Origin of the sequence: Streptomyces sp. CB02058 (assembly GCF_001905505.1) — a bacterium.
Lineage (GTDB): Bacteria > Actinomycetota > Actinomycetes > Streptomycetales > Streptomycetaceae > Streptomyces.
On record NZ_LIPG01000007.1, the window covers coordinates 470,877 to 491,530 of the forward strand.

Annotated in this window: 21 protein-coding genes; 8 read left to right on the forward strand and 13 right to left on the reverse strand. The window is 71.9% G+C overall.

Features of this window, described 5'->3' with window-relative positions; all coding sequences use genetic code 11:
* The first annotated feature begins 111 nt into the window (after positions 1-111).
* Entirely contained in the window at positions 112-573 is a 462-nt protein-coding gene (locus AMK10_RS32930) for a universal stress protein (RefSeq protein ID WP_073752961.1), read from the forward strand.
* Between the two features lie 118 nt (positions 574-691).
* On the opposite strand, the gene AMK10_RS32935 is transcribed toward AMK10_RS32930, so the two are convergent.
* Positions 692-1,903, reverse strand: coding sequence for a CapA family protein (locus AMK10_RS32935; RefSeq protein ID WP_073752708.1), 1,212 nt, complete (start codon positions 1,901-1,903; stop codon positions 692-694).
* Positions 1,904-2,160: 257 nt separating this feature from the next.
* Between AMK10_RS32935 and AMK10_RS32940 the strand changes: the two genes are divergently transcribed.
* On the forward strand, positions 2,161-2,730 hold the full coding sequence (locus AMK10_RS32940) for a sigma-70 family RNA polymerase sigma factor (RefSeq protein ID WP_073752710.1): 570 nt from the start codon (positions 2,161-2,163) through the stop codon (positions 2,728-2,730).
* Here AMK10_RS32940 and AMK10_RS32945 read toward each other — a convergent pair.
* A complete protein-coding gene (locus AMK10_RS32945) occupies positions 2,664-2,861 on the reverse strand; it encodes a zf-HC2 domain-containing protein (protein ID WP_073752712.1) in 198 nt (65 codons plus the stop codon). The two genes, AMK10_RS32940 and AMK10_RS32945, sit on opposite strands and share 67 nt — an antisense overlap.
* 111 nt (positions 2,862-2,972) lie before the next feature.
* On the opposite strand from AMK10_RS32945, the gene AMK10_RS32950 reads away from it, so the two are divergent.
* Positions 2,973-3,482, forward strand: coding sequence for a hypothetical protein (locus AMK10_RS32950; protein WP_073752714.1), 510 nt, complete (start codon positions 2,973-2,975; stop codon positions 3,480-3,482).
* 39 nt (positions 3,483-3,521) lie between these two features.
* On the opposite strand, the gene AMK10_RS32955 is transcribed toward AMK10_RS32950, so the two are convergent.
* The 4 genes from AMK10_RS32955 to AMK10_RS32970 all read right to left on the reverse strand — a co-directional run bounded on the left by AMK10_RS32955 (position 3,522) and on the right by AMK10_RS32970 (position 7,412).
* Positions 3,522-4,751 carry a sensor histidine kinase gene (locus AMK10_RS32955; RefSeq protein ID WP_073752716.1) on the reverse strand — a complete coding sequence of 410 codons (1,230 nt, stop codon included), beginning with the start codon at positions 4,749-4,751 and terminating at the stop codon, positions 3,522-3,524.
* The gene (locus AMK10_RS32960) at positions 4,748-6,238 is read right to left on the reverse strand and encodes a sodium/solute symporter (protein ID WP_073752718.1); all 1,491 of its coding nucleotides are present in this window, start codon (positions 6,236-6,238) and stop codon (positions 4,748-4,750) included. Before AMK10_RS32960 ends, AMK10_RS32955 begins: the two co-directional genes overlap by 4 nt.
* On the reverse strand, positions 6,235-6,597 hold the full coding sequence (locus AMK10_RS32965) for a hypothetical protein (protein ID WP_073752720.1): 363 nt from the start codon (positions 6,595-6,597) through the stop codon (positions 6,235-6,237). Before AMK10_RS32965 ends, AMK10_RS32960 begins: the two co-directional genes overlap by 4 nt.
* A 62-nt stretch (positions 6,598-6,659) precedes the next feature.
* Positions 6,660-7,412, reverse strand: coding sequence for a LytR/AlgR family response regulator transcription factor (locus AMK10_RS32970; RefSeq protein WP_073752722.1), 753 nt, complete (start codon positions 7,410-7,412; stop codon positions 6,660-6,662).
* A gap of 72 nt (positions 7,413-7,484) precedes the next feature.
* Here AMK10_RS32970 and AMK10_RS38820 point away from each other — a divergent pair, with 72 nt between their 5' ends.
* Entirely contained in the window at positions 7,485-7,697 is a 213-nt protein-coding gene (locus AMK10_RS38820; protein ID WP_073752724.1) for a zf-HC2 domain-containing protein, read from the forward strand.
* 9 nt (positions 7,698-7,706) lie between these two features.
* Here the strand turns inward: AMK10_RS38820 and AMK10_RS32980 are convergent, their stop codons facing one another.
* From AMK10_RS32980 to AMK10_RS33000, 5 genes are all read right to left on the reverse strand, one after another.
* Positions 7,707-8,567 carry an Fpg/Nei family DNA glycosylase gene (locus tag AMK10_RS32980; RefSeq protein ID WP_073752726.1) on the reverse strand — a complete coding sequence of 287 codons (861 nt, stop codon included), beginning with the start codon at positions 8,565-8,567 and terminating at the stop codon, positions 7,707-7,709.
* A 46-nt stretch (positions 8,568-8,613) separates the two neighbouring features.
* Entirely contained in the window at positions 8,614-9,483 is an 870-nt protein-coding gene (locus tag AMK10_RS32985; protein ID WP_073752728.1) for an amidohydrolase family protein, read from the reverse strand.
* 1 nt (position 9,484) lies between these two features.
* Entirely contained in the window at positions 9,485-10,453 is a 969-nt protein-coding gene (locus AMK10_RS32990; protein WP_073752730.1) for an aldo/keto reductase, read from the reverse strand.
* Between the two features lie 103 nt (positions 10,454-10,556).
* Positions 10,557-11,915 (reverse strand): wax ester/triacylglycerol synthase family O-acyltransferase, encoded by a 1,359-nt coding sequence (locus AMK10_RS32995; RefSeq protein WP_073752732.1) that lies wholly within the window; start codon positions 11,913-11,915, stop codon positions 10,557-10,559.
* Positions 11,916-12,051: 136 nt separating this feature from the next.
* Positions 12,052-14,118 carry a SpoIIE family protein phosphatase gene (locus AMK10_RS33000; RefSeq protein ID WP_073752735.1) on the reverse strand — a complete coding sequence of 689 codons (2,067 nt, stop codon included), beginning with the start codon at positions 14,116-14,118 and terminating at the stop codon, positions 12,052-12,054.
* Between the two features lie 147 nt (positions 14,119-14,265).
* Between AMK10_RS33000 and AMK10_RS33005 the strand changes: the two genes are divergently transcribed.
* Genes AMK10_RS33005 through AMK10_RS33015 form a run of 3 tightly spaced genes read left to right on the forward strand, consistent with a single transcriptional unit; the run spans position 14,266 to position 17,079 of the window.
* Entirely contained in the window at positions 14,266-15,102 is an 837-nt protein-coding gene (locus tag AMK10_RS33005) for a YndJ family protein (protein ID WP_073752963.1), read from the forward strand.
* Positions 15,099-15,608 carry a DUF1990 family protein gene (locus AMK10_RS33010; protein WP_073752737.1) on the forward strand — a complete coding sequence of 170 codons (510 nt, stop codon included), beginning with the start codon at positions 15,099-15,101 and terminating at the stop codon, positions 15,606-15,608. The genes AMK10_RS33005 and AMK10_RS33010 overlap by 4 nt, the downstream gene beginning before the upstream one ends.
* 28 nt (positions 15,609-15,636) lie before the next feature.
* Entirely contained in the window at positions 15,637-17,079 is a 1,443-nt protein-coding gene (locus AMK10_RS33015; RefSeq protein ID WP_073752739.1) for a lipase maturation factor family protein, read from the forward strand.
* 130 nt (positions 17,080-17,209) lie between these two features.
* On the opposite strand, the gene AMK10_RS37860 is transcribed toward AMK10_RS33015, so the two are convergent.
* The gene (locus tag AMK10_RS37860) at positions 17,210-17,383 is read right to left on the reverse strand and encodes a hypothetical protein (RefSeq protein WP_198959850.1); all 174 of its coding nucleotides are present in this window, start codon (positions 17,381-17,383) and stop codon (positions 17,210-17,212) included.
* Positions 17,384-17,801: 418 nt separating this feature from the next.
* Positions 17,802-19,292, reverse strand: a complete 1,491-nt coding sequence (locus AMK10_RS33020; protein WP_073752741.1) for an SDR family NAD(P)-dependent oxidoreductase — start codon at positions 19,290-19,292, stop codon at positions 17,802-17,804.
* 387 nt (positions 19,293-19,679) lie between these two features.
* On the opposite strand from AMK10_RS33020, the gene AMK10_RS33025 reads away from it, so the two are divergent.
* Positions 19,680-20,576 carry an RNA polymerase sigma factor SigF gene (locus tag AMK10_RS33025; protein WP_073752743.1) on the forward strand — a complete coding sequence of 299 codons (897 nt, stop codon included), beginning with the start codon at positions 19,680-19,682 and terminating at the stop codon, positions 20,574-20,576.
* The last annotated feature ends 78 nt before the right edge of the window (positions 20,577-20,654 follow it).

The window sequence follows — 20,654 nt, forward strand, 5'->3', positions numbered from 1 at the left end:
GGACGTTTTGCACCCGATGGAACGAGTGCCGGCGCCGATCCGGAGGGGAGATCGACGGCGGCGGGGAGGGCGCCAGGGGGGCGGCCCGCAGGAGCGGCTACCCTCATGGCCGTGACTGACCAGCAACACCACCGGTTCGAGCGCGGCACCGACGGCCCCAAGGTGATCGTCGCGGGCATCGACGGCTCGGAGTCCTCGATGCGGGCAGCGGCGTACGCGGCGGGCCTCGCCCGCCGCCAGAACGCGATGCTCGCCCTGGTCTACGTGCAGCCGGTGATGTCGGCGGGCGTCGCTCTGGGAGCCCCGGTCGCCGATACGACCGGGGAGGTGGCCGAGGGTCTGGTGAACGAGATCCGGACGGCGACGGAGCGGCTCAAGGACATATGGAACGTCCGCTGGGAGTTCCACACGTTCCACGGCGATCCGTACAACGGGCTGGTGACGGCGGCGGACGAGCTGAAGGCCGACGCCGTGGTGGTGGGCGCCTCGGAGTCCGCCGGGCACCGCTTCATCGGTTCCGTGGCGGTCCGGCTGGTGAAGGCGGGACGCTGGCCGGTCACCGTCGTGCCGTAGCCCTGCGGCCGCCCCGCCCGCCGTGGTGCCCCAGTCCGGCCCTGCGGCCGCCCGGCGTCGTCCCGGGGCCCTGCGGCCGCCCGCCGGGCGGCCCGGCCCGACTGCCGCCCGGCCGTCGTCACCTGCCGGCGGTCAGGCCGTCCTGTGCGGCGCCACGGCTGAGCACGACCGTGCCGATACGGTCGCGGATCTCGCGCAGGCGGCTGTCGCCGTCCGCCCTCGTGGAGCCGAGGCCGATGACGCGGCCCTTCTCCGTGTCGAACCACTGCGGAAGGAATTCGGCCTTCTTCACCGTCCAGCGCTGCCCGGGTTTCGCGGGCGGAGCGAAGGTGAAGCGGCCCATCGAGCTCTCACTCGCCCGCGGGTCCCGGGCCCCGTCGTGGTTGATCATGGAGCCGGCGATCTGGTTGCCCATGCCGTAGACGATCCAGGTACCGTTGACCTTCTCGTACGCCTGCGGGACATGGGCGTGGGTGCCGAGGATCAGGTCGATGTCGGGGCGTTCGCCGTTGCCCGAGGCGGTGAGTTGGCGGCCCAGTCGAAGCTGTACATCGTCGGGCGCGTCCTGCCATTCGGTGCCCCAGTGCAGGGAGACCACGACCACGTCGGCTCCCGCCTCGCGGGCGGCCCTGGCATCCGCCACGATGCGGTCCCTGTCGATCAGGTTGACCGCCCAGGGCTGTCCGGCAGGCAGTGGCAGGTCGTTGGTTCCGTAGGTGTAGGCGAGGTGGGCGACCTCGGCCGCGTCCTTGCCCTTGCCCGCCTTGAGCAGGGTGGGACGGGACGCCTCCTCGGCGGTGCGGGCCGATCCGGCGTGCGCGACGCCCGCGCGGTCCAGTGCGTCGAGGGTGCGGGCGATGCCGGAGGCGCCGTCGTCCAGGCTGTGGTTGGAGGCCGTCGAGCAGGAGTCGAAGCCGGTGGCCCGCAGAGCCGTCGCCACCTCCGGCGGCGACTTGAAGGACGGATAGCCCGTGTAGGGGCCGCCCTCCTGCCCGTACACCGTCTCCATGTGGCAGATGGCCAGGTCCGCACCCGACACCGCCGGGGCCGCGCCCTTGAGCATCGGGCGGAAGTCATAGCCCTTGCCGTCGGCGTCCGCCGCCGCGCGGTCGATGACCGGTGCGTGGGGCAGGATGTCGCCCGATGCCAGCAGGGTGAAGGTGCGCCTGTCCTTCGCCGCCCCGGCGCCCGCCCCGTGCACTCCCTGCTCGGCGGAGAGCTGCCGCCCGGCGAATCCGGGGGTCGTGGACGAATGGCCGGTACAGGCTGTTGCGGTGGCGAGCAGACCGGCGACGGCGATCGCCGCGCCCGTCCGGATGCGCTGCGTCATCGGCACGACTCCCAGTTCGGATGATTTCGGCCATCCGACTACACATATATTCATACTGATGAGTCAAGAACAAAAGCGACCAAGTACCTGAATCGGCCGTATCGATGTCCGCCGACCGTTCACCGCACCACTCGCCGCTCCGTGCGACCGCTCAACGCACACCTCGGTGCACCGGCTGTTCCCCCGCGCCGCGATGCGTTCGTATACGCCAGGCGGGAGCGAGGCGTCAGATGCCTCTTCGGGAAAGGACGTTCACGATGACCACTGCGACAACCGATGAGCGGACCCTCGCGGAGCTCCAGCGCGACCACGGACCCGCGCTGTTCCACTTCCTGCTGGGTCTGACGTTCGGCGACCGGCAGCGGGCCGAGGACCTGCTCCAGGAGACGCTGGTGCGCGCCTGGCTCCACCCGGAGGCGTTCGACGCCCCGTACGACTCGATGCGGCCGTGGCTCTTCACCGTCGCCCGGCGCCTGGCCATCGACGCGCGCAGGTCGCGCCAGGCCCGTCCGGCGGAGGTCAGTGACGTGGTCCTGGAGAGCGCCCCGGCCCACGAGGACACCGCGGACTCGGCCGTCCACGCCCTCGATGTGCGCGAGGCCGTCAGGACGCTCAGCCCCGAGCACCGGGCGGTGCTCGTGCAGATCTACTTCCGGGGACTCAGCGTCGGCGAGACCGCTCGGACCCTGGGCATACCCGCCGGGACCGTCAAGTCCCGTTCCTACTACGCCCTGAGGCTGCTCTCGCGTAGCCTGCCCGGCTACTCCAGCAGGTCGTCCGCGCTCAGCAGTGCGAGCAGGGACACCGCGTCCGCCACCTCCATGTAGGCGGCGGCACATGCCCCGCACCGCTGGAGATGCCGAGCGACGAGACCGCTCTCGTCCGCGTCCAGGGCGTCGAGCACGTACGCGCCCAGCAGCTGCCGCACGTGCGGGTCGTCACCGCGGTCGACGCTCATCGCACCTCGAATCTCCCGACGGATCCTGCCCTTCTGCCCACGCGGGGCGCGTGCCCCCGGTTCAATGCTGCGTGTAGCCCGGTACCGAGTCGAGAGAAGAGGCGAGACGGGATGCGTCCCGAACATCACGACGGAACCGGTGGGGGCGGGCTGCTGGTCCCGATGGCATGGATGTACTCCGAGTACATCGCCGACGAAGTACTGGTGACCGGCGACCTGATGGAGCCGACGACCCTGGAGTACCGGGCGGGGCGCGATGCGCTGGCCCTGACGATCTTCCTCTCCGACGGGGCGGTGGCCGATGAGCTGCCCGCCGCCCGGGTGGACGAGCTGCGCCTCCTCACGGCGTACGGGGCGCCCTGGAGACGGTGGGTCTGCGCACGTCTGGAGGCGCTGGAGCGGCCGACCACACCGGCCGGGCTCGACGATCCCGACCTCGCGCTGGCGCGGGCCGCCTGGCGGTGGCTGGAGGAGACCGAACTGCTGGCGGCGGACCTCGACGCGATCGGCCCGCAGCCGTGGGAGCCGGTGGGCGACGAGGAGGAGGGCGAGGCGCAGGTGTGGACCCCGGCGTGGCAGCTGGGGCTGCCGCTGGGGCACCTGGCGGTCCATCTGTACTGAGCCGGCCCCCGCCCGGCACCGGGCGCATGGCCCGCGCCGTCAGGAACCGTGCACGCCCGCACGGTACTTGGGCAGCCTCAGGGTGATCTTCATGCCCGCGCCGACGCCCGTCTCGATGACCAGCCCGTAGTCGTCGCCGTACACCTGGCGCAGCCGCTCGTCGACGTTGAGCAGGCCGATGCCGGAGGAGGCACCTCCCTCGCCGCGCAGGATCTGCCTCAGGCGCTCGGGCTCCATCCCGGCACCGTCGTCCTCGATGACGACCTCGGCCTCCGCGCCCGCGTCCAGGGCGCTGATCGTGATGCGGATCGGGGCCTCCCCGGCGCGCACGGAGCCGAGATCCCGGGGAGCCAGGGTGACGGCCCCCTCCAGGCCGTGCTTGACGGCGTTCTCGACCAGGGGCTGGAGGCAGAGGAACGGCAGCGCGACGGGCAGTACCTCCGGGGCGACCTGGAGCGTCACCGAGAGCCGCTCACCGAAGCGGGCCCGCACCAGGGCCAGATACTGGTCGATGGAGTGCAGTTCGTCGGCCAGCGTGGTGAACTCGCCGTGCCTGCGGAACGAGTACCGGGTGAAGTCGGCGAATTCCAGCAGCAGTTCACGAGCCCGCTCCGGGTCCGTCCGGACGAACGAGGCGATGGCCGCGAGTGAGTTGAAGATGAAGTGGGGGGAGATCTGGGCGCGCAGCGCCTTGATCTCGGCCTCGATGAGCTGGGTGCGGGAGCGGTCGAGTTCGGCCAGTTCGAGCTGTACGCAGACCCAGCGGGCCACCTCCCCCGCCGCCCTGGCCAGCACCGCCGACTCCCGTGGCGCGTAGGCGACGAGCGTGCCGAGCACCCGGTGGTCGACCGTCAGCGGCACGGCGACGGCCCAGCGCAGCGGGCAGTCGAGGTCGCCGCAGTCGCTGTGGAAGGCGGTGTCCCTGCCGCTGGCCAGGAGGCCCTCGACCTGGTGCATCACGTCCTTGCCGTGGTGGTCGCCCTCGCCGTCCCAGACCAGCACCCGCTCACGGTCGGTGAGGCACAGGGCGTCGGTGCCGAGCAGCGAGCGCAGCCCGCGTGCCGACCGGCGCGCGCTCTCCTCGGTGAGCCCGGCGCGCAGCGGGGGCGCGGCGAGGGAGGCGGTGTGCAGCGTCTCGAACGTGGCGTGTTCGACGGGTGTGCCCACATCGCTGGTGCGTACGGGGCGGGCGGTGCGGCCGAGGAGGAAGCCGGTCCCGAGGAGCAGCAGGGCGAGCACGGCGATGGCGGCGAACCCGGCCCCGGTCATCGTCCCCGCCCCGAGGTCAGCGCCTCCGGAAGATGGAAGCGGGTCATGGCAGCGTTGGTGCCCGGCGGTATCCGCCCCGGGGTGGCCAGCGAGACCAGGATCATGGCGAGGAAGCCGACCGGCACGGACCAGACGGCGGGCCAGGCCAGCAGGGCGTGCGGCCAGCCCGGCGGGCGTACCGCGCCGCTGACGGTGATGGCCACGGACAGCAGCGCGGAGCCGCCGCCGAGGAGCAGCCCGGCGATCGCGCCCGGCGGGGTGAGCCCGCGCCACCAGATGCCGAGGACGAGCAGCGGGCAGAAGGACGAGGCGGAGACGGCGAACGCCATCCCGACCGCGTCGGCGACGGGCACCCGGCTGACGACCAGCGAGCCGGCCAGCGGCACCGCGATGGCGAGGACGGTGGCCAGCCGGAAGTGGCGTACGCCCCGCGAGGGCAGGACGTCCTGGGTGATGACTCCGGCGACGGCCATGGTGAGCCCGGACGCCGTCGACAGGAACGCGGCGAAGGCGCCGCCCGCGAGGAGCGCTCCCAGCAGATCGCCGCCGAGGCCGCCGATCACCCGGGCCGGCAGCAGCAGTACGGCGGCGTCCGCGTCCCCGCCGTGGATGAGCTCGGGCGCGTACAGCCGCCCCAGTGCCCCGTACACCGGCGGCAGCAGGTAGAACAGGCCGATCAGGGCGAGTACGGCGACGGTGGTGCGGCGGGCGTCGCGGCCGTTGGGGCTCGTGTAGAAGCGGACCACGACATGGGGCAGGCCCATCGTGCCGAGGAAGGTCGCCACGATCAGTCCGTACGTCGCGTAGAGCGGATGGTCGGCGCGGAAGACGGAGATCTGCTCGTCGAAGCTGACGCGGGGGCGCCCGTCGCCCTGCCAGGCCAGGACCAGGAAGATCGCGGGCACCAGCAGCGCGGTGAGCTTCAGCCAGTACTGGAACACCTGCACGAAGGTGATCGAGCGCATGCCGCCCGCGGCGACGGCCACCACCACGACGGAGGCGACGAGCACATCGCCGAGCCAGCCCGGCGCCCCGGTGAGGATCTTCAGTGTGAGGCCGGCTCCCTGGAGCTGCGGCACGAGGTACACCCAGCCGGCGCCGACGACGAACACACTGACCAGCCGGCGCACCTGGCGTGATTCGAGGCGCCCCTCCGCGAAGTCGGGCAGGGTGTACGCCCCCGAGCGGCGCAGCGGGGCGGCGACGAACACCAGCAGCACGAGGTATCCGGCGGTGTAGCCGACCGGGTACCAGAGCATGTCGGGGCCGTGCACGAGGACGAGGCCCGCGATGCCGAGGAAGGACGCGGCGGAGAGGTACTCGCCGCTGATCGCCGCGGCGTTGAGCCGTGGCCGCACGGTGCGCGAGGCGACGTAGAAGTCGGAGGTGGTACGGGAAATCCGCAGCCCGAAGCCGCCGACGAGGACGGTGGCGATGACGACGAGGGCGACCGCCGCCACCGCTGCCGGGTGGCCGGGGAGGCTCACGGTGACGGGAGGCCTTCCACGAGCCGGGCGAAGTCGCGCTCGTTGCGTTCGGCGCGGCGGACGTACCACCAGGCCGCCAGGGTGAGCGGCGGGTAGGTGGCGAAGCCGAGCACCGCCCAGACGACCGTGTTGCTGTGCAGCGCCTCGAAGACCAGCGGCAGGGTGCCCGCGACGAGTGCGAGCACGGCGAAGGTGGTGAGCCCCGCGCGGAGCTGGCTGCGCATCAGTGAGCGTACGTACGCGCCGCCGAGCGCGGTCTGTTCGTCGATCTCGGACTGGGCGCGGTAGCGGGGCAGTGGACGCACCCGCCGGGGCTCGCCCGTGACCACTTCGCGCCGGGGCGTGCTCTCTGCGGACATGGGCCCGGAGTGTAGGCGGCGCGGGGTCCGGCTGGGAAGGGGTCTTCCCCGGTAGGGCCAGGTCAGCGGCCGGTCTGCCGCATCAGGAGGTCGCGCAGGGCGCGGGTGTGGCGGCGGCTCACGGCCAGCTCCGCCTCCCCGATGCGCACGCTCATGCTGCCCGCGTCGAGCCGTAGTTCGTCGATCCGGTTCAGCGCGACGAGATGGCGGCGGTGGATGCGCACGAAGCCCCGGGAGCGCCAGCGCTCCTCCAGGGTGGTGAGCGGGACGCGGACGAGATGGCTGCCGGTCGCGGTGTGCAGCCGGGCGTAGTCGCCCTGCGCCTCGGCGTACGCGATGTCGTCGACCGGGACGAAGCGGATCACGCCACCCAGTTCGACGGCGACCTGGTCGGCCGCGGCGTCGTGGACGGACGCGGAGCGTTCGCCGACCTGTTCGGCGACCCGGCGTACGGCTTCGGCGAGGCGCTCACGGCGCACCGGCTTGAGCACGTAGTCGACGGCCTTGAGGTCGAAGGCGTGCACGGCGAAGCCCTCGTGGGCGGTGACGAAGACGATGAGCGGGGGTGCCGCGAACCCGGCCAGCAGCTGGGCGACGTCCAGTCCGGTCAGCCCCGCCATGTGGATGTCCAGGAACACGACGTCGATCGCCGAAGGGTCGTCGGGCCCCGCGTCGACGGCACCGCCTATCCTGCGCAGCGCCTCGGTGGCGCCGGTGGCTCCCTCGGCGCTGCGGATACGGGGATCGGCCCGCAGGAGGTAGAGGAGTTCCTCCAGGGCGGGTTCTTCGTCGTCGACGGCGAGTACGCGCAGCATGAGGCCGGAGTTTAGGTGCATTCCCGGGGTGATGGCGTGAGTGATTCACGGGTTCGTCGCGTACCTGAGTGCATGCGCGCGATCGAACCTCACGTCGATGCCGGAGCCTATGCGCTCGGGGTCCTCGGGCAGGCCGACGCATGCCGTTTCGAGCGGCATCTGTCGGAGTGTTCCGCGTGCGTGGTGCGGGTGCGCGAGTTCGGCGAGGTGGTGGAGCATCTGGCGGCGTACGTCCGGCTCCTGCCGCCCGGGGGCGCCCACCGGGCGTTCCCGTGGCGGCGGTGACCGGGGCCGCTACTTCAGCAGCCGGGACATCCGACGGTCGGCGAGCGGCTTGCCCCCGGTCTGGCAGGTGGGACAGTACTGGAGCGAGGAGTCGCTGAACGACACCTCAAGCACGGTGTCGCCGCACACCGGGCAGGGCTGCCCGGTGCGGCCGTGGACCCGCATGCTGCTCTTCTTCTCCGCTTTGAGGCGGCCCGCCGCGACGCCCTTCGAGCGTTCGACGGCGTCCTGGAGCGTGGTGCGCATCGCGTTGTACAGGTGGGTGATGTCGTTGTCGCCGAGGCTGGTGGTGAGCTTGAACGGGGACATCTTCGCGACGTGCAGGATCTCGTCGCTGTAGGCGTTGCCGATGCCCGCGATCAGCGACTGGTCGCGCAGGGCGCCCTTGATCTGCCTGCGTTCCCCGCCCAGCAGCATGGCGAAGGCGTACCGGTCGAAGGAGTCGGCGAGCGGGTCGGGGCCGAGGCGCGCCACCCCGGGCACGTCCGCCGGATCATGGACCAGATGGACGGCGAGGCGCTTGGTGGTGCCCATCTCGGTCAGATCGAAGCCGTCCCCTCCGGCGAGGACCGTCCGCAGGGCGAGCGGCCCCTTGCCCGGCCGCGGGGTGGTCGCCGGAAAGCTGTCCTTCCACTGCAGCCAGCCGGCCCGCGCGAGGTGGATGAGCAGATGGAGTTCCCCGGCGGTGATGTCGAGGAACTTTCCGTGCCTGCCCACGGCGGTCACGGTGGTTCCCGCCAGGTCCGTGAGCGGGGGGTCGTACGTCTTCAGGACGCTGATCGCGAGCGGGAGCACCCGGGCGATCTCCTTGCCGACCAGGTGGTCGTCGAGGAAGTCCCGCAGGGCTTCGACTTCCGGCAGTTCGGGCATGACTCCAGCCTGCCGCACCGGCCGGGCGGACGCGCGGCACGGGTGTTCAGACGGCGGGTCCCCGCAGGCCGTAGACGCGCCGCGCGGTGGCCGCGAGGACGGAGCGCTGTTCGTCCTCCGTCAGCCGGCCGGTCAGCTCGCGTGCCGCGCCGAGGACGTCGGCGTACGGGGCGGCGAGCCCGCACACCGGCCAGTCGGAGCCGAACATCAGCCGGCCGGGTCCGAAGGCCTCGATGACCGTCTCGGCGTACGGGCGCAGGTCGTCGAGGGTCCAGGAGCGGTGGTCGGCCTCGGTGACCAGTCCGGAGAGTTTGCAGACGGTGTTGGGCAGCGCCGCGAGCGCCCGCAGTCCGTCGGCCCAGGGGTGCGTGCTCCCGCTCGCCACCGGTGGTTTGCCCGCGTGATCGAGCACGAAGGTGAGTCCTGGCAGCAGTGCGGCGGCGCGGACAGCGGCGGGCAGCTGGTGCGGCCGGACGATCAGGTCGTAGACGAGGCCGGCGTCGGCGACGGCCCGCAGCCCCCGCCGCACGTCGGGGCGCAGGAGCCACTCGGGATCGGGTTCGCCCTGGACCTGGTGGCGGATTCCGACGAGCCGGTCGCCGCCGGGCAGCGCGCGGAGCGCGGCGAGGGTGTCCGCGACGTCCGGCGCGGTCAGGTCGGTCCAGCCGACGACGCCCGCGACGAGGGCGCTGCCGTCGGCGAGCGCGAGGAATTCGGGGGTCTCCTCGGCGACGGTGACGGTCTGGACGAGGACGGTGGCGACCACTCCGGCGGCGCGGGCCTCGGGTTCGAGGTCGGCGAGGGTGAAGGTGCGGCGGATGGGGGCGAGTTCCTCGCCGGTGATCCATTCCTGGTCGCGCACCGCGAGGTCCCACACATGGTGGTGGGCGTCGATGACGGGCAGCCGCTGTGTCATGTCACAGGAGCCCTTCGGACCGCAGGTCGTCCCAGAGCGCGTCCGGGATGGGCGTGCGGAGCCGGGCGGCCGCGTCCCGCACCTCCTCCGGGGAGCGGGTGCCGACCAGGACCCCGGCGACGGCGGGGTGGCGGAGCGGGTAGTGCAGGGCGGCCGCGCGCAGCGGGACGCCGTGTCCTTCGGCGACGGCCCGGATGCGCAGGGCGCGGTCGAGAAGGTCCGCGGGCGCCTCCGCGTAGTCGTAGGTCGCGCCGGGTCGTGGGTCGGCGAGCAGCCCGGAGTTGAAGACTCCCCCGACGACGACACTGCGGCCCCTGGCGGCGGCCTCCGGCAGGAGTGCGTCGAGGGCGCTCCGGTCGAGGAGGGTGAAACGGCCGGCGCACAGGACGGCGTCGACATCGGTCTCGCGGAGGAAGCGGGTGAGCATGGCGGTCTGGTTCATGCCCGCGCCGATGGCCCCGACCATGCCTTCGGCGCGCAACTCCTCCAGCGCCGGATAGCCCTCGCGGAAGGCCGCTTCGCCGTGCTCGTCGGGGTCGTGGAGGTAGACGACGTCGACACGGTCGAGCCCGAGACGGACGAGGCTCTCCTCGACGCTGCGGCGGATGCCGTCGGCGCTGAAGTCCCAGCGGCGGCGGTGGGTGTGCGGTACGGCGAATCCGTCGGAGAGCCCGTGCCGGGCGGCCGACGCCTCGGGAGCGAGGGGGTCGAGCAGGCGCCCGGCCTTCGTGGACACCGTGTACTCGTCCCGCGGCCGGTGGCGCAGTGCCTCTCCGAGGCGGCGTTCGGAGAGACCGAGCCCGTAGTGCGGTGCGGTGTCGAAGTAGCGCACGCCCTCGTCCCACGCGGCGTCCACGGCTGCGGCCGCCTGCCCGGGATCGACCTCGGAGAAGAGGTTGCCGATGGCCGCGGCCCCGAAGGAGAGTTCGGTGATCTCGACCGCGCTGTGTCCGAGCCTGATGCGCCGCATGCCCTTGCCGCTCCCGACGGTCGTCCTGATGGTCTGCTCTGTTCCGTACAGGACTATTCATCGGATCAATCGGGCCCGTCAACACTCTCCGGGTGATTGACCGTCACGCGGGAGCGGGGACCGTGGGCAGGAGTGTGTGCAGCTCGTGGAGTTCTTCGTGGACCGCGGAGGCCAGCTGGTCGAGATCGGGCAACGCCTTGCCGTCGGCCACCAGTCCGACCTGTACGCGCCCGCCGTAGGTGGACAGGGCCACGGCCAGGGCCTGCCCGCGGGCCAGCGGCGCCATGGGGTAGACGGCGCGGAGCGGGCAGCCGCCGAGCGAGAGCGCGGAGCGGGGCAGGGGCACGCTGGTGACCAGGATGTCGAAGAGCATCCGGGCCGCGTTCCCTGCCAGCGGCGCTCCGAACCGGTGGGCCAGCGCGGGCAGCTGGTCCGCCAGCACGGCGACGGCCCCGGCGCCGCGCAGCGGCCCGGCCGCCTTGTTGCGGTCCATGCCCGTGCGCACCAGGCGGAGCCGTTCGCGGGCGTCGGGTTCACCGACGGGGAGCCCGAGGAGGTAGCCGGAGAGCTTGTTGCCGGTGGCGGCGCCACCGGGCCTGCGCCGGGACACGGGGACGAGGGCGCGCGGATCGGCGCCGGGCAGCGACTCGCCGCGTTCGAGCATCCAGCGGCGCAGGGCACCGGCGACCACGGCGAGGAGGACGTCGTTGGCCGTGCCGCCCTCGGCACGCCGGATGCGCTGCACCGCCTCGGCGTCGAGCTCGGCGGTGGCCAGCCGGCGGGTGCCGCTGGAGCGCGCGGTCAGGGCTGTGCCGGCGCGCAGGTCGAGGCGGCTCGCGCGCACGACGGAGGCGCCGACCCCCAGGGCCCTTCCGACGTCACCGAGCCGGTCGAGGGCCATGCCGGCCGCCTCGTACGGGCCGGGCAGCCAGGAGCGGGGCGGCACGGGCGCCCGCCGGCGCACCTGGCCCCGGCCGGCGCCCGCGGAGGCGATCTGGTCGAAGATGCCGGCGCCGATGGCGACGGCCCGCATCCCGTCGGCGAGCGCGTGGTGCAGCTTCACGAGAACGGCGAACGGGCCGCCGCCCGCGCTGTCGAGGAGGTACATCTGCCAGGGCGGCAGCCCCCGCCCGAGCGGCTGCTCCATGAGTTCTCCGGCGAGCCGGGTCGCCTCCGCCATGAAGTCGCCCTCGGCGAGCACGACCCGCTTGACGTGCCGGTGCACGTCGAAGTCCTTGTCGGTGAACCATGCCGCGCCGCCCACGGGCAGCAGGACGTCGCGCACCCGCATCCGCAGCCGGGGAATGGCGGCGGCACGGGCGCCGAGCAGGTCGAGCAGTTCGCGCGAGGTCACGCCGGGAGCCGGTTCGAAGACGGCGAGCGCGCCGAGGTGCATCGGATGGGCATCGGATTCGAGGTGCCAGAAAGCCAGATCAAGAGGTGCCAGAAGCTCGGTACTCAACGGGGCCTCGCGTCATCGACAACGGAACGGCGGAATCGAAGTCAATCCCTCCGCGCCGGTTACGGTCAAGCATGGACATGTTACGTACTGTTACAGTCTCGCGCCGTCTCGAAAGGGGCGCTACCGGTCCGAACCGCTACCGGCGCTCCGCGATGAAGAACTCACACCACACGCACTTGCCGGTCCCCCGGGATTCCACACCCCAGACATCGGCCAGTCGGTCGACGAGCATGAGCCCGCGGCCGGAGACGCCGGACTCCCCGGCCTCCCTGCGGCGCGGCAGCGCGCTGGAGCGGTCCTCGACATCGACCCGCAGGCGCCGGTCGGGTCCGGTGAGCACCCGGATGGTGACGATGGCTCCGCCGTCGGTGTGCATCAGCGCGTTGGTGATCAGCTCGTCGGCGGCGAGTTCGACCTCGTCGGCCCGGTCCCTGGCCCCCCAGGCGCGCACCGCCGCCCGGATCATGTGGCGGGCGGAGGTCAGCGCCTCCGGGTCGTTCTGCGCGACGTGCTGCTGGAGCCGGCCGCCCGGGTGCGGGGCGTGGGCGGCGTTGCGGCGCAGCAGCAGTACGGCCATGTCGTCCTCGCCGCCGCGCTCGTCGACGACCTCGCAGAGCCGCTCGGCGAGCTTCTGGAGGTCCTCGGGCCCGTCCCGCACGGTCGAGGCCAGCAGTCGCATGCCGTCGTCGAGGTCGGTGCCCGGCAGCTCCACCATGCCGTCGGTGTAGAGGATCAGCGTCTGGCCGGGGTCCAGGTCGACGGTGCTGACCGGGTATTCGAGCTGCCCGAACTCCGCCGAGAGACCGAGGGGCATCCCGCCGTCGACGGGCAGTTTGCGGCAGCTCCCGTCGACGTCGCGCAGGGCCGGATCGACGTGCCCCGCCCTGACCAGCTGCACTACTCCGGTGGTCAGGTCGGCCTCGGCGTAGGTGCAGGTCGCGAAGCGGTCGGTGTCGAGCTCGTGCAGGAAGACGGAGGCCCGGGCCATGACCGTGGCCGGACTGTGCCCCTCGGCCGCGTACGCCCGCAGCACGATCCTGAGCTGGCCCATGACGGCCGCCGCGTGGGTGTCGTGCCCCTGTACGTCGCCGATGACCGCGCCGACACGGCCGCCGGGCAGCGCGATGATGTCGTACCAGTCGCCGCCGATGTCCCGGCCGAGCTTCGCCGAGCGGTAGCGGACGGCGACCTGGGCACCGGGCACCTCGGGAATCCGGCGGGGCAGCATCGCCTGCTGGAGCCCCTCGGCGAGATCGTGCTCCTGCTCGTAGAGCATCGCCCGCTGGAGGCTCTGCGCGATCGAGCTCCCCAGGGCCACCAGCAGGTTGCGTTCGTCGCTGGTGAAGCCCGCCTTGTTGCCGTAGAGCAGCCCGAGCGCGCCGATCGGGCGCGCCTGGGCGATCAGCGGCATGTAGGCGGCGGCGGTGATGCCGAGGTGGCTGATGTGGGGCCACAGAATGGGGTACGAGGCCGCGAAGTCCTCCGCGCTCTCGATGAAGCGGGGTGCGAGCGTGCGGATCACCTCGCTCATCGGGTAGGGCTCGTCGACCCGCGTGTAGCGGGTGCCCTGGACGAAGGCCCCTTCGGGTCCGTCGGCGACCAGATGGATGCGCCCGGACTCCAGCAGGCCCATGACGAGGCTGGTGGCACCGAGATGGGCGAGGCCCCGGGAGCTCTTCAGCACCTCGGTGACATCCTTCACGGTGCGCGCGTGCGCCAGGGCGGCCGTGGTGCCCTCGACCAGGCTGGTGCGGCGCCGTCGTTCCTCGTCCACGGTGCGGCGGGCGGTGGACTCGGCGAGCTCCTGGGTGGCGTCACGGATGATGCCGATGATGCGGCAGGGCCGCCCCGTGCCGTCGCGGCGGATGAACCCCTGGGTGTGCGTCCAGCGCAGGCCGCCGTCCCGCCGCGTCCTGCGGAAGTAGGCGCCGTAGTTGCTGCGGCCGCTCTTCAGCGCCTGCGAGACCATGTCGTCGAGGCGGATCCCCTCGTCCGCGGGCACCCGCTGGGCGAGCGTCGCAGGCCGGCCGTCGTATTCGTCGGGGCGCAGGTCGAACACGTCGAGGGCGGCCTCATCCATGTGCATGAGACCGCTGTCCAGATCCCAGTCGAAGCTGCCCATTCGGTTCAGGGCGAGGCTGAGGTCCGGGTGGGCGGGCCAGTCGTCCGGGAGTGACAGGGCACCCGCTACCCGATCATCCATGTGCGCCACTCTGCCATTATTTGTCCGATTCCTCGACCGAACCGGGCGACTTGAACGCGTTCAAGTCGCCCTCTATGCTCAGCGCGAGACGAGTTGAACACGTTCAACTCGTTCGTCGCGACACGTCGTGAGGCGGGGGTGGGCACGGTGTCCGTACTGGTCGGGCTGATCGTGATGCTGGGCATGCTGGTGATCGTCCCGATGGGGCTGCGGCTCGTCGGCGACCCCCTGCTCGACCCGGTACGCCGCCTGTGGCCGCTCTTCGCGGTGCCCGGCGCCGTCTCCCTGTGGCTTCCGCGCGGGGATGCCGCGACGGCGCTCGCCCTCTGCTACGCGCTGGGGACCCTGGCCCTGGCCGCCCACGCGCCCCTGCGCCTCGCCCGGACCCGCACCGTGCGCCCGGCGGAGGCCGCCGTGCTCACCGCGCTGGTCACTCCCTCGGTCGCCGCCCTCGCGCTGGTCGCCGAGCGCTCCGGGCACGAACTGTTCGGTTTCGGGCTCGGCATCCTGGCCCTGACCGTGCCCCACTTCCACTTCGCCGGGTTCGCCGCCGCCCTGGTCGCCGGTCTCGTCTGCCGCGCCCAGGACGGCACGGGGGGCCGGTTCGCCGCCCTGAGCGTGCCGCTCGGCACCCTTCTCGTCCTGGCCGGCTACTTCGTCGGGGACTGGGCCGAGCTGGCCGGGGCGGTCGTCCTCACGGCCGGAATGTGGACGGTCGCCCTCCTGACCTGGCGCGCCGTCCACGTCTCCGGACGCGACCGCGCGACCCGGACCCTGCTCACCGTCTCGGCGGCCGTACTCGTGGTGACCATGGTCCTCGCACTGAGCTGGGCACTCGGCGAGGCGACCGGGCTGCCCCACCCCACCCTCACCTGGATGGCCGCCACGCACGGGCTCGGCAACGCGCTGGGCTTCGCGCTCTGCGCGCTGCTCGCCCTGCGCCGGCTCCAGGACCTCACCCACCCGGAAGGCAGCACCGCATGAGCACCCTGACGTACCCGGAGGTAGGAGCCACCCGGCTCGGACCGCTCCCCGACGGCTACAACCACCTGCACCACCGTGCCGCCATCGGCAGGGGCCGGGCCGGATTCGAGGCGGCGGGCGCCGCCGTCACCGAGTGGCGCATGCACCGCGCCGCCGGGGCCGGGCTGGAAGCCTCCGCCGAACGGGCGGCAGAGGGGGTGACCGTCGAGGTGTCGGCGGGCATCGGGCGGCTCAGGGTCGCCGCCCCCTGCGAGATCGTCTGGACGGCGTACGAGAAGAACCGCACCGGATTCGCGTACGGCACCGGGCGGGGACATCCGGAGCGCGGCGAGGAGAGCTTCGTGGTGGAGCTGGCGGACGACGGCACGGTGTGGTTCACGGTCACGGCGTTCTCCCGCCCCGCCTGCTGGTACGCCCGGCTCGCCGGCCCTCTCGTGCCGGTGGCCCAGCGCTGGTACGCACGCCGGCTCACAGCCGTGCTGCGGAGGATCGCGACCGCTGCCTGAGGGCCCGGCGGGCCGGATACTGGAAGCGATGCAGTGGTTCACCGCAGACGGCTACTGGCTGAGCAGGCTGATCTTCCAGCGGACGCTCGCCGTCGTCTACCTGGTCGCGTTCGTCGGCGCGGCGCTCCAGTTCCGGGCGCTGATCGGCTCCCGGGGCATGCTCCCCGTGCCCGAGCTGCTGCGGTACACCCCGTGGCGGGCGGCGCCCGGGCTGTTCAGGCTGCACTACTCGGACCGCTTCTTCGCACTGGTCGCATGGGCGGGCGCCGCGGTCTCGCTCGCCCTCGTCGCGGGGCTGGACGGCCTGGTTCCGCTGTGGGCGGCCATGGCGCTGTGGGCGGTGCCCTGGGTGCTGTACCTGTCGATCGTCCAGGTCGGCCAGGTCTGGTACGGCTTCGGCTGGGAGTCGCTCCTGCTGGAGACGGGCTTCCTCGCCGTGTTCCTCGGCAACGCGGACACGTCCGCCCCGGTGCTGGTGCTGTGGCTGCTGCGCTGGCTGCTCTTCAGGGTCGAGTTCGGCGCCGGGCTCATCAAGATCCGGGGGGACGCGTGCTGGCGGCGGCTGACCTGTCTGGACTTCCACCACGAGACCCAGCCGATGCCGGGACCGCTGAGCTGGTTCTTCCACCGGCTGCCGAGGCCCGTGCACCGGGTGGAGGTGGCCGCCAACCACGTCACACAGCTAGTGGTGCCGTTCCTGCTGTTCACCCCGCAGCCGGTGGCGAGCGTCGCCGCCGGGCTGATGGTTCTCACCCAGCTGTGGCTGGTGCTGTCGGGGAACTTCGCCTGGCTGAACTGGCTGACCATCACCCTCGCCCTGGCCGCCGTCGACTGGTCGCCGATCGCCGGAGCACCGCCCGCCCGGTCCGCGCCGCCGCTCTGGTACGAAGTGGTGGTCATCGCGGTCACCGCGCTGGTCCTGGCCCTCAGCTACCGTCCGGCGCGCAATCTCGTCTCCCGCCGCCAGGTGATGAACCGGTCCTTCGACCCGCTGCACCTGGTCAATACGTACGGAGCCTTCGGGAGCATCAGCAGGATGCGGCTGGAGGTGGTGGTCGAGGGCACCGACGAGCCGGTGATCCACGAGGGGACCCGCTGGCTGGAGTACGGCTTCCGGGGCAAGCCGGGCGATCCGCGCCGGCTGCCGCGCCAGTTCGCGCCGTACCACCTGCGGCTGGACTGGCTGATGTGGTTCGCGGCCCTCTCCCCCGCGTACGCCCGCTCCTGGTTCGAACCGTTCGTGGAGAGGCTGTTGCGGGGCGACCGGGACACCCTGCGGCTGCTGGGCCACAACCCGTTCCCCGGGGGCCCGCCCGCCCACATCCGGGCCAGGGTCTTCCATTACCGCTTCACGGACTGGCGGGAACTGCGGGCCACCGGCCGCTGGTGGCACCGGACCTACGTACGCGACTTCATGCGGCCCGTGGCCCGGCCGGTTCCGCTCCGGCCGGGCGGGCGCGCACCGGAGTAGGCGGAGCACCGGGCCCGGCGCCGCGTACCCCCGTACCGCGCCGGGGCACCGGTGCGGTACGGGGAAGGGAAAAGCTCCGGCCCCCGTCCGTGAACGGGGGCCGGAGCCGAGGCGCTGTGCGACGTGGCCGTCAGTCGATGCCGGGCAGGATGTGCGGCTCGGCCAGATCGTCCTCGTAGCCGGCCAGCCTGATCGGGGCCGACCTGGCCCAGACCTCGATGTTCCGGAGCTTCTCGGGCCGGCGGACCCGCTCTCCGGTCGATTCGGCCGGGCGCGTCTCGGTCTTGGTCATTTCAGGTGTCACCGCGGACTCCTTTGTGTCGCGTAACCCCGGGCGGTGGCGACGTCGCGGCTGTGAGAACCGTGTCGACCGCCCTCTGCGGGGCAGGGGCAGAAACAGTTCGGTCGCGGTGGCGCCGGGTACGGGGCGGGACGGCGGACTGCTTACAGACCTGTCCCGGGACGGCCGAGGAAGTTTCGTGGATCCCTTGGTGGCGTCCGTTCACCTCAGACTAACCAAATGAGCGTCATTGCGCTCGACAGAACGTGTGGCCTAGGTCACTTTCAGCCAACAGAACGGCGGCGGCCCCTGAATCACGGGGCCGCCGCCGTGTCACCTGTTTACGCAGGTGACGGGAGGTGCGGAAGATACAGAAGGTGCTGGACGCGCCGAAGTCACGCAAGGTCCCCGAGGGGCTCGGATCGCGCCAGGAGCGCTCAGGTCACCAGCCCGCGGGCGCGTAGTCCTTCAGGAAGCAGCCGTACAGGTCCTCGCCCGCCTCACCACGCACGATCGGGTCGTAGACCCGGGCCGCGCCGTCGACCAGATCGAGCGGGGCGTGAAATCCCTCCTCGGCGAGACGGATCTTGTCCGGGTGGGGACGCTCGTCGGTGATCCAGCCCGTGTCGACGGCCGTCATGAGGATGCGGTCCTTCTCGAACATCTCCTGGGCGCTGGTGCGGGTCAGCATGTTCAGCGCGGCCTTGGCCATGTTGGTGTGGGGGTGTCCCGCCCCCTTGTAGCCGCGGCTGAAAACGCCCTCCATAGCGGAGACGTTGACCACGTAGGCCCGCCCGGACACGGCCCTCGACATCGCCGGGCGGAGCCGGCTGATCAGGATGAAGGGCGCCGTGGAGTTGCAGAGCTGGACCTCGAGGAGCTCGATCGGCTCGACCTCGTCGACGGTCTGGATCCAGCTGTTCGTGTCGTGCAGGTCCGGGACGAGCCCGCCGGCGTCGATCGCGGTGCCCGCGGCGATACGGGCCGGCGAGGCGGACCCGGTGACCAGGGCGAGGTCCGTGACGTCCTGCGCGCTCAGCCCCTCCCCTTCCTTGCGGGCGGCGGGCAGCGCGGCCACGCGGTCGACGGTGCCGCTGCCGAACGTTCCGATCACCTCGGCGGCGGGGAGCTCGCCGGCGGGCAGCGGGGCGGACTCGGCGCCGAGCAGCTCGCTGTAGGCCTGCGGGGAGCGGCGGACGGTCTGCGCGGCGTTGTTGATCAGGATGTCGAGCGGGCCCTCCGCCGCGACCGAGTCGGCAAGGGCGACGACCTGGGCGGGGTCGCGCAGGTCGATGCCGACGATCTTCAGGCGGTGGATCCACTCGTCGCTGTCCGGCATCGCCTTGAAGCGGCGGATCGCGTCGTTGGGGAAGCGGGTGGTGATGGTGGTGTGCGCGCCGTCGCGCAGCAGCCGCAGCGCGATGTACATGCCGATCTTGGCCCGGCCGCCGGTGAGCAGGGCACGGCGCCCGGTGAGGTCGGTGCGCGCGTCACGCCGCTCGCGGTTCTCCCTGGCGCACTGCCGGCAGAGCTGGTGGTAGAAGGCGTCCACCTCGACGTACCGGGTCTTGCAGATGTAGCAGGACCTCGGGCGCTGGAGCACGCCCGCGATCTCGGCCGTCGCCGAGGAGGAGGGGAGGACGCCCTGCGTCTCGTCGTCGATGCGCTCGGCGGAGCCGGTCGCCGTGGCTTCGGTGACGGCCTTGTCGTGCGCGGTCTTGGCGGCGCGACGCTCCTGGCGCCGGCGCTGCTTCACGGTGCGGTAGATGCCGGCGGTGGCCCGGCGCACGGCGATGGCGTCCGGGTGGTCGACCTCGATGCCGTTCAGCTCGTCGAGCACGCCCAGGCAGACGGCCAGCCGCTCCGGGTCGATACCGGGACCGAACTCGTCGATACCGGGAGCGAGCTCCGGGCTGTCCTCTGTCACCGTCATTGCCGTTCCTCTGTCACTCGTCACTCATGCCGCTGGCGGGCTTCGGTGGGGAGTGATCCGGCCGGGGCCGGCGAGGGCAGGCACGCACGGGCCGAACGCCCCGGTCAAGTCTGCCATGAATCGGACGTAGCTCAGTTCGAGTCGGGCACCCCTGCCTTCACGCCCACCGGGCGGTACTGCCGGTGCCCCGGGCGCCGGTGACGCCCGGTCCGCTCGGGCAGGGCTGCGATGAGATATCGGTCTCAATCACAACAGATCGGTACATTCGGTCGCGTTGTCCGGCCCCGCTCGACGCCCTCCGCGAAAATTCCTGGAATTCGGTGGCATTACTTCCGGATAGCAGGGCATGCGCTGGTCACCACAGCACATCCCAGGGAGGGCGACACCATGACGGCCATGTCAGTGCGAACCAACGAAGCGATCGACGCGGCGGCGACGCGGTGCGACGAGGCGGAGACGGGTTCGGACACGGGCGCGCTGCCGTGGATCGAGGACGCCGGCAAGGTGGCCCCACAGGACGCCCGGACGATGTCGAAGCTGTTCTTCGACAGGCTCCAGGTCCTGGAGGAGGGGACGCACGAGTACCAGTACGCGCGCAACACCCTGATCGAGATGAATCTCTCGCTGGTCCGCTTCGCCGCCTCGCGGTTCCGCAACCGTGGCGGTGACGACGCCGAGGACATCATCCAGGTGGGGACGATCGGCCTGATCAAGGCGATCGACCGGTTCGACCTGTCGCGCGAGGTCGAGTTCGCCACCTTCGCGGTGCCGTACATCGTCGGCGAGATCAAGCGCTTCTTCCGTGACACCACGTGGTCCGTGCACGTGCCTCGACGGCTGCAGGAGCTGCGGGTCGAGCTGGCCAAGGCCAAGGAGCTGCTGTCGGCGAAGCTCGACCGCGACCCGACGGTCGCGGAGCTCTCGGAGCACCTGGATCTCCCCGAGGAGGAGATCATCGAGGGTCTCGTCGCGGCCAACGGCTACTCCGCGGGCTCGCTGGACACCCCGAGCGCCGACAGCGAGTCGGGCGGCGACCAGCGCGCGTACGCCGATCTGCTGGGCGAGGACGACCCGGCGATGGAGACCGTCGAGAATCTGCACGCCCTGGCTCCCCTGCTGCGGCAGCTGGACGACCGGGAGCGGAAGATCGTCCGGATGCGGTTCGGCCAGGAGATGACGCAGGCTCAGATCGGCGCCGAGCTGGGCGTTTCCCAGATGCACGTGTCCCGGCTGCTGAGCAGGATCGTGCAGCGGCTGCGCACGGGCATGTGCGTCGAGGCGTGACCGCCCGACCCGTCCGCTGAATCACCGATGCCCGGCCGAGTGCCGGGCATCGGTCGCATATGCTTCCTGCCGAAACGG